The sequence below is a fragment of the Pseudocolwellia sp. G5-9 genome (assembly GCF_055808995.1).
In genome coordinates this window covers 3,402,751-3,418,388 of sequence record NZ_CM147893.1, presented here as the reverse complement: position 1 = coordinate 3,418,388, position 15,638 = coordinate 3,402,751, and the positions used below count along the sequence as shown (strand labels likewise).

The window sequence follows — 15,638 nt, the reverse complement described above, 5'->3', positions numbered from 1 at the left end:
TTCAACATGTTAGATACAAAATTAAAAGCCCAATTACAGAACTACCTACAAAATTTAACGTCGACAGTTGAATTAGCAGTGTTTCTAGATGACGGCGCAAAATCAAAAGAATTAAACGAATTAGTGCAAGAAATAGCAACCATGTCACCTCTTATCCAACTAGTAGAACTCGATGGTAGCAACGAACGTGCTCCGTCAATGCTAGTAAGGTCCGTAACCAACAACACTGAAATACGTTTTGCTGGGATCCCAATGGGACATGAATTTACCTCACTGGTATTAGCCTTATTACACAGTGGCGGACACCCAATAAAATTAAGTGAAGAAATTATAGAACAGGTGCGTAATTTAGAAGGCGAATATGCCTTTGAAACCTACGTATCGTTAAGCTGTCAAAATTGTCCTGATGTTGTGCAAGCACTCAATATGATGTCAGCAATTAATCCACAAATTACCAATGTAATGATAGATGGTTCTGTATTCTCACAAGAAGTTTACAGTAAAGATATTTTATCTGTACCTGCGGTTTATCTAAACGGACAGCCGTTTGCTCAAGGCAGAATGTCGGTGATAGAAATACTCAACAAAGTTGATGTAAATGCAGGTTCGCGCCAAGCAGACGCTATTAATAAAAAAGAAGCATTAGATGTATTAGTGATAGGTGGCGGTCCAGCGGGTGCATCTTCAGCTATTTACAGCGCTCGTAAGGGGATAAAAACAGGTGTAGTAGCCGACCGTTTTGGCGGACAACTACAAGACACCATGGCCATTGAAAACTTTATCTCGGTTAAAGCAACCGAAGGTCCAAAACTGGTTGCCAGCTTAGAAGAACACGTTAAAGAATACGACGTAGACATTATGAATGGTCAACGCGTTAAAAAGATCATTAAAAGTGATGTAGTGGGAGGACTGCTCCAAATTCAGCTTGAAAACAACGCCATTCTTCAAACTCGTTCGGCCATTATTGCCACAGGTGCAAGATGGAGAGAAATGAACGTACCGGGCGAGCAAGAGTACAAAGGTAAAGGCGTAGCCTATTGCCCACACTGTGATGGCCCATTATTTAAAGGTAAATCAGTTGCGGTCATTGGTGGTGGTAATTCAGGCATAGAAGCCGCAATCGATTTAGCGGGTATTGTAAGCCATGTAACGGTTTTAGAGTTTGATTCAAGTTTACGAGCTGATGCGGTTTTACAAAACAAAGCCCGATCATTAGGCAACGTGGAAATTATTATGAATGCACAAACCACCGAAGTATTAGGTAACGGCAATCATGTAACAGGCCTTAACTATTTAGACCGCCAAACCAATGAAACCAAAAGCCTTGAGCTAGCGGGTATATTTGTACAAATTGGTTTAGTGCCTAACTCGCAGTTTTTAGAAGATACGGTAGATTTAACACCTCGTGGCGAAATTATTACTAACAGCCATGGAGAAACAAGCGTTGCAGGTGTTTATGCGGCAGGTGATGTAACTCACACACCTTACAAGCAAATCATTATTGCAATGGGAAGTGGTGCAACAGCAGCACTAGGCGCTTTTGATTACTTAATTAGAACGCCAAATGCAGCTGAAAAAATAGTGATTGAAAAAGAAACTCAAGCAGCTTAATTAAGTTCGCTCAGTTAAGCTAAGGAATCAATAGCTATAACGTTATTTTAATGGAAGTAAGGTATATAACCCGTTACCAATCAAGAGGCTATTTCAGAGCACCTTGAATGATAACGGGTATAATTATTAAGTATCAGCATGTACGAGAAAATGCACAAAATCTTGTTCGGTTAGCGGTTTAGAAAACCAATATCCTTGAAAGTACAAACAGCCATTATTTTTCAACTCAATGTATTGTTGTTCCGTCTCAACACCTTCGGCTACTACATCAAAATTATGAAGCTTAGCAATAGATAAAATAACATCAGACATTCCTCTAAGCGGAGATAAATTTTCCATATCTCCACTCACAAAGCTTCTATCTATTTTTAAACAATTTAAGGGATATTTTTTAAGTTGATTAAACGAAGTAAAACCCGTACCAAAGTCATCTAAAGAGAGCCTAAAGCCTATTCTTCTTAACGATACTAATATTTCTATTACCTGTAAATCAGTCTCTACTAGGCTCGTTTCAGTAATTTCCAACTCTATTTTGTATGGGTCAATGCTATATAGGTCAACCAATTTTTTTATTCGAGGTACAAACTCTTTATTGCGCAGTTGATTGGATGAAATATTGATCGAGAAAAAATCAATGTTTGATGACTTTAATACATCGATTTTAGTAATAATATTAAATGATTCATTAAGTACCCAAAAATCTATTTCTTCTATTAAACCATAAGACTCAGCTACAGGAATAAATATATCGGGACCATATTCAGAAAGCTCTGCTCTATCACACCTAAGAAGCAATTCAGCCCCAGAAATTTTTTTAGTACTACTAAATATTGGCATGAAAACCATATGAAACTGGTTGTTTTTAAGTGCTTGAGCTAATTCCTTAACTATATATTTTTGCTCTACAAACTGTTGACCTAAAGACTCCTCAAATATTTGTACGTTATTTTTACCAAGCTGCTTAGCATGTCTCATGGTCATATCTAAGTTATCTATGATATTCGTAAACTTTCCATTTAAACGGTTTGTTCGTACAACAGCAACAGAAGCAAAAATTTTAGTTGGGTTCTCTGACATAATTGACAACTGACTAACGGCTAATTTTAGCTCGTCAACAAGTGGAATGATGTCTAGTTCTTCAGGTAAGTTGGTTAAACCAATGATAAATTCATCACCAGAAAGCCTTGCTATACATTGTGATTTCGCGCGTTGAATTGTTGCTTCTTTTTCTATGATATTCAGCAATTTCCCTGCAAGTTGCTGAATCAACTTATCTCCTGTATCAAACCCAAAAGTATCATTAACTATACGAAAATTATCAATATCTAAAGTAATAGATGTAATAGACATAATGCTGGTATTTACATGACATTCATCTAGCCACTCATTATACCCATGACGATTGGCTACACCTGTTAGCGGATCTTTTTTGGATTCTTGGTCTCGTGCATCTTTTTGATGCCTTGAAAAATAAGCAGAATATGCTGTAAAAATAATAGTTAACATAAAAGACGAAGCAAGTTTTAAGGTATCAAGCTCCTCCCCATGCAAAATAGTCAGCGCCAAAAAGACAAATATAGAAGGTATTGAAATTAATAACGCCAACCGAATAGAAACTAAAAAGAAAAGCCCTACAATTGACGGAAACGTATAAAAAATACCATGGATACCAACATAATAACTAGCTAATGCTAAGCAGCACCACATCGAAATAATAATGCTAGTGAGATTTTTATTACTTATTTTATTATCTTTAATATTTTTAAAGTTAATAGCAAAAACAATTGAAGTACTCACTAATGAAAACGCTAATAGAAAATTCCCTTTTATGAAATGTACAACAGCAAATATAACGACGGGAATAAAACAAAGAACTAAAAACAATCGAGAATGACGCTGATTTAATACGAGCATCTGAGAATATTATCCTTAAAAAAGAGGTCCTTTTTGTGAAGCAACGAGTATATAGTAACAAATATTTCAAATGCAAATTAATTGCAAAACCATTGCTTAGCGCGGGTTTAAATATAAAGGCATACCAACATTAATCATATATACCAGAATCGATTTTATTTACGCTATAAAAAGTAAACAACAGCACTTAATGCTTGGCATTTTTTACTATTCGAATTCAGCAGATAAAATAGTTGGGGAGAAGGAAACTTAAGCGGTTTAGTTCATCGAATAAAACAGCTTAAGTTTTTAATTAAAAAGCTTCCTTAGTATTACTATTATTTAAACTTACTAACAATACTTGCCAGCTCGTTTATATCAAGCACGCTATAGTCAGGTTTTTCAGCCAGAGGAAATAACACCTTACCTTGGCGACGTACAAAAGCCGTTTGCAAGCCCGCCTTTTCAGCACCCGCAATGTCCCAACCATGTGCAGCAACCATTAATGCTTCATTAGCATTAATTCCTAAATTTTTAATTGCCCATTGGTAAGTAGTTAAATGTGGTTTGAATACACCAACAGATTCAATACTTAAATTTTCAGAAAAATACTGACTTAAATTAGCATTTTTAAGCTGTAGCTTAACCCCTTTTAACGACGAGTTCGTTAGCGTAACTAACTTATAACCTTGCGCTTTTAATTTTGCTAAGCCTTGTTCAACATCAGGATGCGCAGGTAACGAACGTAGTGGTGTTAAAATAGCATTTTTTGCTTCTTCTTTAGTAATAGTAATATCATTAATTTCAGCAACCATTTGTAATGAAGCAACCCCGATATTACCAAACGTTTGATAATCTCCAGTAGCAGAAACCACTAAAGAGTGATGTAACATAGTTGAAAACCATAAGGGTAATAAATCTTCACGACCATTTAGCGCTTTGCCAACTGATGCTTTCATATTTTCAAGATCTAATAGTGTTTCATTAACATCAAAAATAATCACTTTAGGTTTAACTAATTGTGCCTCTAATTTGTTGTTATCATTGGCTAACACATTACTACTTAACATAAAAAAAGCGGTTGCTAGCACCGATAAAAAACGTAATCTCATAAAACCTCAGGGTAAATATTATTAAACAAAATAAATGTGTGAGAATACTAACATTATTTCTTGAATGATTGTTCAAGAAGTTTTAAAAAATATGAATAACAAATGTAAGTAATAATGAACTAAATAAATTTTCTATTATTTCATATAACTTTTTAAAATTGAGATCACTTGTTCTACCTCTTCTCCCCGTTGCTCTGGAGTTATATCTTCAGCCCCTAAATGTTCTCGTAAATGACTTTCTAATACTTCTTTCATCAAGCCATTAACCGCACCTTTTAATGCCGCTATTTGTTGTAAAAAAGCCACACAATCAGGCGTGTTTTCTAACGAATTCTCAAGAGCAATCGACTGTCCTTTAATTTTTCGAATACGCGTGAGTAGTTTCTTGTTTTCTGCTGGATTATGAGTATGTGCCATAATATATTTTCTATGATTATATACTGGGGGGTAGTATACTTCTTTCATTAAACATTAATCAACTTAGCTATTTTAATTGGTAAATAAAGGAAGAAATAGAGTGAGCGAGTCTAATACACAATTCTGTCATTCTCATGATCTTGGCGTAAATAATTCACAAAACATGCACAAAGTTAAAATCGTTTTTTGGTTAACTACTGTGGTTATGTTCCTCGAAATTGGCGCCGGCACATGGACAGGTTCTATGGCCTTGCTTGCCGATGGTTGGCACATGGGTACTCACTCAGCAGCTTTTCTTATTACTATTTTTACTTATACCTACGCGAAAAAGCATGCGCAAAATAAGTCGTTTAGTTTCGGCACAGGTAAAGTTAATTATTTAGGTGGTTTTGCCAGTGCTGTGGCTTTAGCCATTGTTGCACTTATGATGGTTATTGAGTCTGTTCAACGACTTATCGAACCACACAATATTCATTTTAACGAAGCAATTATTGTAGCTATTATTGGCCTTTCAGTTAATGTGCTATCAGTATTTATTCTTAAAGATGATCACCATCATCACCACCACGGGCACGATCATGACGACCATGAGCACCATGAACACGGACATGACCATCACGCTCATCAACATGGCCACAAACATGGCCACCAAGATCACAATATCAAAGCGGCTTACTTCCATGTTTTAGCAGATACATTAACTTCAATACTTGCCATTGTTGCCCTATTAATTGGTAAATACATTGGCTTAACTTGGATGGACCCTTTAATGGGCATAGTGGGTGCCTTGGTTATTTTTCATTGGTCTTTCGGTTTGATCAAAGAATCAAGCTCTGTGCTGTTAGACAAATCAGTTAAGGTGTCTACCTTAGAAAAAATAGCCGAAGCCGTAAGTGAAAAAAATGCGATTGTTAAAGATCTTCACGTTTGGAAAATAGCGACATCGCACCAAGCTGCCATTCTTACAGTGAGCTCTACCGAAATTATAGATACTCAAGATTTTAAGAAACTCATCTTAAAATTTTTACCACATGTTTCTCATGTAACGGTAGAAATCGATAATAGCTAGCTTTAGCCAATAGCAAAATATCTTAGGGTCTGTTTAATGAAATAAGCAGACCCTATTTACTCTTATTATATCACCCCTTTCATTGATGCTTTAACGCTACTCACTACCGCTCGAATACATTCCATTCTTGAATAACCAGACCTAAGCATAAGCGATATTTGTCGATGAGGTTTAGGATGAGTAAAAGGTACGTAGTTAATTGTGCTGTTTGAGTCTGTATTTATTGTTGCCAGCTCTGGTAGCAAGGTGATCCCCATATTACTTGAAACCATATGTCTTAAGGTTTCTAAACTAGTGGCTTGAAATCTATGGTCTTCTTTAGCGCCAGCAGTAAAACAAAAACCTAAAGCTTGGTCGCGTAAGCAGTGGCCATCTTCTAGTGTGAGTATTTCGTAATTAGTTAATTGATCTAAACTCACCGTTTTTTTAGCCGACAATGGATGTTCATTTGAAGTAGCCAAAACTAAAGGTTCTTCAAATAAGTCGTATCTATCAAACTTATCCATCTCGTCTAACCAAGGTAAAATAAGTAAATCTAGCTTGCCGTCGTCTAGCGATTTTAAAAGATTTTTGGTTTTATCTTCATGTAAATAAAAATTTATTTTCGGCAGTTTTTCATTTAAATCTTTCATGATATGAGGCAATAAATACGGCGCTAATGTAGGTATTAACCCAATATGTAAATCGCCTGAAAAGGGATCTAACAAAGCTTTCGCTGAAGCTTCAAAACTTTGTGCGGCTCTTAATACATTACGTGCTTCAGCCACTAAACGCTCACCTGCGGGTGTTAACATTACTTTTCGGGTTTGGCGTTCAACTAAAACAAGTCCAAGCTGCTCCTCTAACTTCATAATTTGACCACTTAACGTCGGTTGGCTAACAAAGCATGCTTCTGCCGCACGGCCAAAATGTCTATGTGTATCAATAGCATCTAAGTATTCTAAATCACGAATTTTAATCATAGTAGCTCCAACTTTAAAAACGGCCTTTATTGATAGTTAAATCCTATCACATAAATAAAATCAATCTATTTTAACTATACCACAGTAAGCCATATGATAACCGTACTAAAACAAACGAGGTACATATTATGGCTGAAGTAACGGTAAGAGAATTTATGTTAGAGCATCCACTAACAATCAAAGGTAATACGCCTTTAGTGATTGCGGTTGAATTGTTAATAAATAAGAAATTAGCCGGTTTAACTGTGGTTAATGAGACAAATGAAGTAACAGGGTTTATCTCTGATTATGATTGTCATAAAGCCATGCTAATGAGCAGCTATCATTGCGATAATCCAGTATCAGTTGGTGATATTCAACATACGAATTTTGTAGCGATTAATCCTGACCACGGTATATCAGACATTGCCATTAAATTATTGAAAGAGACATCAAGCTTATATTTAGTCATTGAAAATAAACAATTGATCGGTACGTTAACAAGACACGACATTTTAAATGCATTAAACAAAAACTTAACGCTATGTTCAAAAATACCAGTAAACCGATAGCAACAAATAATAAATGCTTTTATCTATCTGTCATAAAAAGATAAAGGCACTTATTTTATGTTCCGCTTTAGTGCAACATTGATATTCCTCCGTCTATTTTAATGCATCCACCTTCATTACATTTATCATGAAATAAACTTTTCCAATAAAAACAGTTAGTTAATCATTTGGTATTAGAATTGCTCTATTACTCACTATACCTTCCAACATATTAATAATTAAGTGAGAAATAATCATGGCTTATATTGAACCCAGTGAATTCGTAACCAAAATGGTCGATTCTGGTGAGCAGAAAGTTTACATGTCTACCAAAGACACTATTATTCGTGCCTTTATGGCTGGCGCTATTCTTGGCTTAGCCGCTATTTTTGCTATTACCGTAGCCACTAAAACTGGCAGCCCTATTTTAGGCGCTTGTTTATTCCCTGTTGGCTTTATTATGTTGTACCTAATGAAGTTTGATTTATTAACCGGTGTGTTTACGTTAGTGCCTTTAGCCTTATTGGATAAACGACCTGGTGTTACCTTTGGCGGCGTTATGCGCAATTGGGGCTTGGTGTTTGTGGGGAACTTTGCCGGTGCGATGACCACCGCTTTCTTTATGTCGTTTATTTTAACCTATGGTTATTCGGCTGATGGTGGTGCTATTGCTGCTAAAGTCGCTTCAATCGGTGAATCAAGAACCTTAGGCTATCAAGAGCACGGTATTGGTGGTTGGTTAACTATCTTTATTCGCGGTATGTTGTGTAACTGGATGGTGTCTATGGGCGTGGTTGGCGCGATGATTTCTACTTCTGCTGGGGCTAAAATGGCGGCGATGTGGATGCCGGTTATGCTGTTCTTCTTTATGGGTTTTGAGCATTCTATTGTGAATATGTTTTTATTCCCATTTTCTATGATAATGGGTGGCGACTTTACCGTTTACGATTATTTATTGTGGAATGAAATTCCGACGGTTTTAGGTAATTTAGCGGGTGGGTTATTATTAGTCGGTTTACCCCTTTATTTAACGCATGTTAAAACATCGCCTGAGCGTAAACTTTCGTAAGGCGCTTTATTAAAAGCATGTTATTAATACAAATGAGTATTTAGCAGTTTCAGGCTTCGTAATTAACTTTACGAAGCCTTTTTTATTTTATCTTTTACAACAAAGCGACTCTGGTAAACTAAGCCATCTTCTTCAGGAATAATACATGAGCAAATCACTGAGTGTCAGTATTGGTGGGGCAACCGACAAGGGCGTAAAAGCCGTTAATCAAGATTTTCTAGGTAGTGTTTCGCCTAAAGAACCTTTGCTCAGTGCTAAAGGTATTGCACTGGCTATGGCCGATGGCATCAGTTCGAGTAAAGTAAGTCAAATAGCTAGCGAAACAGCCGTAGCAAGTTTTTTACAAGACTACTATTGCACCTCTGACTCTTGGTCAGTTAAAAGCTCAGTGCAAAAAGTGGTTAAGTCAGTTAATTCTTGGCTTTATGCACAAACACGCAATAGCCCTTACCGATTCGATAAAGACAAAGGCTATATTTGCACCTTTAGCGCCTTGGTTTTTAAATCAAATACTGCGCATCTATTCCACTCAGGCGATACCCGTATTTATCGTTTATCAGGTGATAATTTAGAACAACTTACTGAAGATCACCGTCGTATAGTGTCGGCAGATGTTACTTATTTAACGCGCGCTTTGGGTATAGATCAAACCTTAGAAATTGATTACCAATCCCTCACCATAGAGCAAGGTGACACGTTTGTTTTAGCGACAGATGGCATATACGAATTCATTAAAAGTTCTGATATTACACAAGCGATTAACAATACTGATTCGTTAAACAGCGCGGCACAATTAATTCTTGATAAAGCCCTTCAACTAGGTAGCGACGACAACCTCAGTATACAAATAGCACGTGTTGAAAACATACCTGAATATCAGCTAGACGAAGTTCATCAACTTACCATGCTGCCGTTACCGCCAAGATTAACGCCACGAATGGAGTTTGATGGTTATGAAATACTGCGCGAAATATACATTAGTAGCCGCAGCCACGTATTTTTAGCTCGCGATAAAGACACCAACGAAACGGTTGTTATCAAAACCCCCTCAACCGAACTACGAAACGACACAAAATATTTAGAACGATTCATGTTGGAAGAATGGATAGCCAAACGGGTAAATAATCCCAATGTAGCTAAAGCGATTGAATCCAAACGTAAGCGTAACTATCTATATTTAGTGACAGAATACATTGAAGGTATTTCGCTAAACCAGTGGATGATAGACAACCCTAAGCCAAAGTTAGAGCAAGTTCGCGACATTATTGAACAAGTAGCAAAAGGACTACAGGCTTTCCATCGCCAAGAAATGATCCATCAAGATTTACGTCCTAACAACATCATGATTGATAGCAGCAATACGGTAAAAATCATTGATTTTGGTTCAACGTTTATTGCAGGAGTGACCGATGCAAACACCGAAGACGTAATGCGCGGTACCATTCGATATTCAGCTCCCGAGTACTTTTTAGGGCAGCTAGGCACGCAACAATCAGACATATACTCACTAGCAGCCATCACCTATCAAATGCTCTCGGGTGAGTTCCCCTACGGGAATGCCATTGCACAAGCAAATAGTCTATCGGCTCAAGAAAGACTAACTTATCGTAGCCTGATCACTAAAGACTCAGAGCTTCCTTTATGGTTAGACTACACTTTAAAACGAGCACTACACATTAACCCATTAAAACGTTATGCCGAGTTATCAGAATTTATTCACGATATTCGTCACCCGAATAAAACCTATTTAGCTAAAACTAAACCTCCTTTAATGGAACGAGATCCAGTAATGTTTTGGCAAGGCATAAGCGTAATTTTGTTTATTATTGTTATCGCTCAAGCGCTATAGATATACATAAGGTAATTTAGAATAAAAACTTGTCACCTTAACTTCATGTTGATGACTTAAAATACAAGTAAATTAACTATTGTAAAAAATTATGAATATTTATTTAAGATAGGCGGTCTTATTTACAGACCTTTGAGAGAATGATCTCAAAAGTACATAAAAAGGTATTACATAAATAACGAGGAATAACCATACACATGCTTACTAGCCAATTAGAAATTCTTGAGCAAGGACGCTTATATCTGAACAGTGTTACACAAGAAGATTATGTAGAAATTATTTCTCCAAACTTTATCAGTTCAGCAGGTTCTCATATCCGTCATATTATTGATCATTACCAATCCGTTATTACGGGAATGGAAACCGATCTTATCGACTACGACTTACGTTTACGTGGTAGCAAAGTGGAAGAAAATCCGCAATTAGCTATTAACAAACTAGATGAAATAGCTGCTTGGATGCAAAACTTAACAAATAGCGATTTAAACCGTATGATTCCTTTATCAACAGAAGTAAGTACCAGCAATAAAAAAGTACAAGTAGTACAAACTACTGTGGCAAGAGAGCTTATTTTTGCAGGTAGTCATGCTGTTCATCATTACGCAATGATCACCCAAATTACCTTCGCACAAAGCACTACCGCCAACACCGCATTTGGTATTGCGCCAGCTACCGCTACTTATTTACGTGAGAAAAACACTGTAGCTCAGTAGTTATAAATAACTCATCGCAATGTTATTTACTCTGACTTATAACTTAAATAAGCTTCTCTGTCTTTACCCAAATACAGCTTCAACAATTTGTCTGGTGCGTTAGGTAAATCAACACTTAGCAATAACCCCGGTGTGTGATTAAAGTTGAGGTCTATCCCCGTACAATGGAAATTAGCTCCCAGCTTGTAGTATTGTTTTAACAATACTGGAATATCTTTCCCGTCAGCTTCTATGCCTTCAACTAATGCTGATAACTGATCTAAATTTACAGTATTTTCATGTAAAAAATCTTGTGCTTCAGGGTGTAAGTTTCCTTTAAACGGAGCTTTAGCTTCAACACCTTCGCGTTTGGTCACCACAATTTCGTCAATTAAAGCTACTGATCTTGGATCGTACAATTTACTTAACGATACTGTGCCGTATAAGGTTCTATATCGAGGGTTTTTACACACATAAGCGCCTATGCCCTTCCAAAGTAATAACAAGCCATGAAAACTGTTTTGATGCTCAGCAACAATAAACGAACGCCCCATTTCTAAACACGGCTGATTTTGGTTAATAAACTCAGGTTTAAAGTTAAACATTTGCGATAAATACAGCTTAGACACATCCGCGTCTTTTTGAAGCAAATCAGTTTGGCCAATACGGTAAGCGCCAATAATTTCTTCATTTTGATGATCGAATATAAATAAGTGCATGTAAGTTGCGTCAAAGTGATCGGTATCGCACGCTTCGCCGCTACCTTCATTAAGTTCTCGAAAGGTTATTTCTCTCAAACGTGTAATTTCTTTCACACAGGTAGGTATTTGATGCTGATAACCGTAATACACGGTAAACGATTTAAACTTAACTAATTGTTGTTCTTCAGGTAATTCGGCTAACTCTTTTGACATTAACCTTTGGTCTGACATAGGAATAATATCTTTAAATTCTGTTACTTCATCGTCTTCTACCCAAGGTGTTAAATAGGTTTCGTCATTTAAATAACATTGTAATCTTACAAACTCGTTCATACGTTTAATACCACTAAATGCGTTAAGCTGTTCAGGCGTAATTAAGTTATTTACTACTAAATTAATTGGGTCTTGCTGAAGTTTTACCATCTCTCTCGCTAGCATGAGCAAACGAAAACGGTAATAAATTTGCCCCATTTTATGAAACAGTTTGCTGTTAGTACCTGAAATAAATACAGGTAAAATTGGCGCTTGCTTTTTAACAGCTATTTGAATGGCAATTCGGTTCCATTCTGCGTCAGCAATACGTTGTTTTTCAGGCTGAAAAAACGATACTCTTCCTGCTGGAAACACCACTAACAAACCTTCGTTTTCAATATGTTTAAAGCATTTTTTTATTGCAGAGGTATTTATAGGTGATTTAGGTTTCAACGGGTTAGCAAAAATAAAATAATCTTCAATTTCTTTAAAAACTTTTAATCCCAAATTCGCCATTATTTTTGTATCAGCTCGAAAGGCAGTTAAAATTTTAGCAATAATCACACCTTCTACCATGCCGTAAGGATGATTACATACAACAATACAGCGCCCTTCTTTAGGAATTTTCGATACAACACCAGCGCCACCAACAATTTGAACGCCTAATTGATTTAATAGTCGCTCAGAGAATTCTTGTTTTTCTAATCCCCATAAATCACCTTTTACATAAAGCTGATGAAGCTTATCAATACCTAATATTTTATCTAGCAAGGGCGAAATAGGCCTTAATATATTGCCTAATAAGGTATCTGGTAGTAGCGACGCTAATCGTAAATCGGAAATGTTTTCATTGGTTTTATTCATAAAGTTCGCTAACAACAGGTCCTAAAATAAATATAAATTCAAGCTTATGCACAAAAGACCGAGTTTTCTATCAAAAGTATTCATTTCTCCTAATTTCTTATTCACTGACAATAATTGTACTAGGAGGTTATCTGTACATTGTTTATTATTATAAAAACGCTTATTACAAGGAAACTACATGAAAACGGTTGTTATTACAGGAGCAAATCGCGGCATAGGCTTAGGTTTTGTAAATTATTATTTATCAAATGGTTGGCAGGTTATTGCCTTATCACGTAGTGCTATTGATCAAGCAACATTAAATCGCAACATAGATGAATGCTTTCATCACCTAACAGTAAACTTACTCGATGAATCAAGCATTAATAATACAGCTAAAAGCATCAACAACTTGTGTAACGGCATTGATTTACTCATTAATAATGCAGGTGTGGCCGAACATGAAGTATTTGGTGAATGGTCACAAGCTGCTTTAACCAATAACTTTCAAGTAAACAGTGTAGCGCCTGCATTATTAACACAAGCGTTATCGTCTCAGCTCAACCAGCATTCAAAGGTTATTCAATTATCTTCTGGCTTAGCCTCAATTTCCAACAACCAAAATCCCCTCGAAGGATTTGATGGTTACTGCATGAGTAAAGCCGCTATTAATATGCTAACTAGACGACTAGCTTCTAAACTTGCTGATAAAAATATTATTGTAAATGCCATTAGCCCTGGTTGGGTACAAACCGATATGGGCGGACCAGAAGCTCCCGCGACCATTACCGAAGCGGTTAGCACCTTAACTCAAACAATAGAAATGTTATCAATGGAAAATAGCGGTAAGTTTCTTGATGAAAATGGTAAAAAAATTGATTGGTAGCCATACCAATTGCATTACATTATTATTCACTACGCTGCTCAACACGTTTCGGCAGCGTTATTCTCATAATACAAAGAGAAGGTATTAAAATTCACCGTATATTCCCCTGACGGATCATCAACATTTATGATAAATAAACTCTCAATACCCTCATCATTAAAAAAACAAGCTCTATGCGTAATAAAAACAACCACGTTAAGCTTTACCTTATTGATTACTGCCTGCTCCTTTGCACAGCCTAGCGTGCTACAAGTAAATACTCCTAAGAATACGAATACAATCAGCACAGAATCTTGCGCAGCCCTCAATAAACCAGATCCAAAACCTTTATCTGAGCATTTAGCACCTTTTTCAAAGAAAATGAAAAACAGCACAGGTGTTTACGTGCTTGAAGAAGGTATTGAATCGTTATTATCTCGTGGTTGGCTAACTCATAAGGCTGAAAAAACAATTGATATTCAGTACTTTATCTTTTCAGCTGACAATATTGGATTAATTGCTGCTGACTACTTAATACAAGCAGCTGACAGAGGCGTAAAAATACGTTTGTTGGTAGATGACTTAATGGTAGACGCTGAGGGTGATGAACTATTAAAACTCGACGCGCACAAAAATTTATCAATAAAAATATATAACCCTCTAGCAAATATTGGTAAAAATATTCTACAAAAAATAGCCAATCTCACCACTAGTTTTCATGGTTTTAATCAGCGTATGCATAACAAAACCTTTACCGTTGACGGAAAAATATCAATAACCGGTGGCCGCAATGTTGCCGATGAATACTTTGGTTACGACCACGCATATAATTTTAGAGATCGCGATGTGCTATTACTCGGCGGCTCTGTTAGCTCGATTGAATCATCTTTCGAAGAATTTTGGAATGATCCGTTAAGTGTGCCCGTAACTGAACTGGTTAAAAGTGAGTTTGATTATACTGATGAAGCTGACTCTGATTTTGGTAATTACGATACACTTCATCAATACGCTTGTAATCCAGAAAATTATGTTCCATCTGTACGTGCAAAAATGAATAAAATTCCTGAAGCATTTTTACAACAAGCGGCAAACGGTAAAGTACATTGGCTACAAAATGTTGAATACATATCCGATATTCCGGGTAAAAATGACAAAGATGAATTTTTAGGTGGTAGCGGACTTTCTACTGACAAACTTATTGAACTAGTGGGTAATGCGAAAAAGTCGGTGATCATTCAAACCCCTTACTTAGTAACAACAGAACTCAGTAGAAATTTATTTAAAAAACTTACCGATAAAGGTGTAGACATAAAAATACTCACCAATAGTTTAGCCTCTAACGACAATTTAGAAGCCTTTAGTGGCTACCAACGCGACAGAGAAAAGTTACTCAAAACAGGCGTTAAAATTTACGAATTTAAACCCGATGCAGCTATCCGACAAAAAATCATGTCGGAAGTTATGGATAAACAACTGACCACACCACCTATTTTCGGCTTACATTCGAAATCTATGGTGATAGACGACGAAATTACTGTTATTGGTACTTTTAATTTAGATCCACGTAGCGCTAATTTAAATACCGAAAGTATTACCATCATCCCTTCAAAAGCAGTCACCAAAGATGTAAAAAAAGGTATGCTTGAAGAGATGGAGCCACAAAACGCATGGCAAACTACATTAGATTGGAACCCTGATGGCGAAGTTGGCTTGTTAAAACGAATCAAAGTAAAGTTACGTAGAGTTGTACCTAAAAATATTCTTTAGCTAGGG

General features: G+C 36.4%; 13 protein-coding genes. 8 read left to right on the top strand and 5 right to left on the bottom strand.

Annotated features, from left to right (window positions below):
* The first annotated feature begins 6 nt into the window (after nucleotides 1-6).
* A complete protein-coding gene (gene ahpF / locus AC0L5Q_RS14760; protein ID WP_473610355.1) occupies nucleotides 7-1,611 on the top strand; it encodes an alkyl hydroperoxide reductase subunit F in 1,605 nt (534 codons plus the stop codon).
* Nucleotides 1,612-1,737: 126 nt separating this feature from the next.
* Here ahpF and AC0L5Q_RS14755 read toward each other — a convergent pair whose 3' ends face one another.
* The 3 genes from AC0L5Q_RS14755 to AC0L5Q_RS14745 form a co-directional block, all read right to left on the bottom strand.
* Nucleotides 1,738-3,525: a putative bifunctional diguanylate cyclase/phosphodiesterase gene (locus AC0L5Q_RS14755; RefSeq protein ID WP_473610351.1), complete on the bottom strand. Its 1,788-nt coding sequence runs from the start codon at nucleotides 3,523-3,525 to the stop codon at nucleotides 1,738-1,740.
* A 317-nt stretch (nucleotides 3,526-3,842) separates the two neighbouring features.
* Nucleotides 3,843-4,574 (bottom strand): haloacid dehalogenase type II, encoded by a 732-nt coding sequence (locus tag AC0L5Q_RS14750; protein WP_473618315.1) that lies wholly within the window; start codon nucleotides 4,572-4,574, stop codon nucleotides 3,843-3,845.
* Nucleotides 4,575-4,751: 177 nt separating this feature from the next.
* The gene (locus tag AC0L5Q_RS14745; RefSeq protein ID WP_473610347.1) at nucleotides 4,752-5,033 is read right to left on the bottom strand and encodes a metal/formaldehyde-sensitive transcriptional repressor; all 282 of its coding nucleotides are present in this window, start codon (nucleotides 5,031-5,033) and stop codon (nucleotides 4,752-4,754) included.
* 100 nt (nucleotides 5,034-5,133) lie between these two features.
* On the opposite strand from AC0L5Q_RS14745, the gene dmeF reads away from it, so the two are divergent.
* A complete protein-coding gene (gene dmeF / locus AC0L5Q_RS14740) occupies nucleotides 5,134-6,102 on the top strand; it encodes a CDF family Co(II)/Ni(II) efflux transporter DmeF (protein ID WP_473610343.1) in 969 nt (322 codons plus the stop codon).
* Nucleotides 6,103-6,167: 65 nt separating this feature from the next.
* Here the strand turns inward: dmeF and oxyR are convergent, their stop codons facing one another.
* Nucleotides 6,168-7,064: a DNA-binding transcriptional regulator OxyR gene (gene oxyR / locus AC0L5Q_RS14735; RefSeq protein ID WP_473610340.1), complete on the bottom strand. Its 897-nt coding sequence runs from the start codon at nucleotides 7,062-7,064 to the stop codon at nucleotides 6,168-6,170.
* Between the two features lie 128 nt (nucleotides 7,065-7,192).
* Between oxyR and AC0L5Q_RS14730 the strand changes: the two genes are divergently transcribed.
* From AC0L5Q_RS14730 to AC0L5Q_RS14715, 4 genes are all read left to right on the top strand, one after another.
* Entirely contained in the window at nucleotides 7,193-7,615 is a 423-nt protein-coding gene (locus tag AC0L5Q_RS14730) for a CBS domain-containing protein (protein ID WP_473610336.1), read from the top strand.
* 235 nt (nucleotides 7,616-7,850) lie between these two features.
* Nucleotides 7,851-8,663, top strand: coding sequence for a formate/nitrite transporter family protein (locus AC0L5Q_RS14725; protein ID WP_473609669.1), 813 nt, complete (start codon nucleotides 7,851-7,853; stop codon nucleotides 8,661-8,663).
* Nucleotides 8,664-8,808: 145 nt separating this feature from the next.
* Nucleotides 8,809-10,512: a bifunctional protein-serine/threonine kinase/phosphatase gene (locus AC0L5Q_RS14720; protein WP_473610332.1), complete on the top strand. Its 1,704-nt coding sequence runs from the start codon at nucleotides 8,809-8,811 to the stop codon at nucleotides 10,510-10,512.
* Nucleotides 10,513-10,709: 197 nt separating this feature from the next.
* Nucleotides 10,710-11,225, top strand: a complete 516-nt coding sequence (locus AC0L5Q_RS14715) for a hypothetical protein (protein ID WP_473610329.1) — start codon at nucleotides 10,710-10,712, stop codon at nucleotides 11,223-11,225.
* A 26-nt stretch (nucleotides 11,226-11,251) separates the two neighbouring features.
* Here AC0L5Q_RS14715 and AC0L5Q_RS14710 read toward each other — a convergent pair whose 3' ends face one another.
* Nucleotides 11,252-13,021 carry a lysophospholipid acyltransferase family protein gene (locus tag AC0L5Q_RS14710; RefSeq protein ID WP_473610325.1) on the bottom strand — a complete coding sequence of 590 codons (1,770 nt, stop codon included), beginning with the start codon at nucleotides 13,019-13,021 and terminating at the stop codon, nucleotides 11,252-11,254.
* 178 nt (nucleotides 13,022-13,199) lie between these two features.
* On the opposite strand from AC0L5Q_RS14710, the gene AC0L5Q_RS14705 reads away from it, so the two are divergent.
* Together AC0L5Q_RS14705 and AC0L5Q_RS14700 are read left to right on the top strand one after the other, a co-directional pair.
* Nucleotides 13,200-13,886, top strand: coding sequence for an SDR family NAD(P)-dependent oxidoreductase (locus AC0L5Q_RS14705; RefSeq protein WP_473610322.1), 687 nt, complete (start codon nucleotides 13,200-13,202; stop codon nucleotides 13,884-13,886).
* A 126-nt stretch (nucleotides 13,887-14,012) separates the two neighbouring features.
* A complete protein-coding gene (locus tag AC0L5Q_RS14700) occupies nucleotides 14,013-15,632 on the top strand; it encodes a phospholipase D family protein (protein WP_473610318.1) in 1,620 nt (539 codons plus the stop codon).
* The last annotated feature ends 6 nt before the right edge of the window (nucleotides 15,633-15,638 follow it).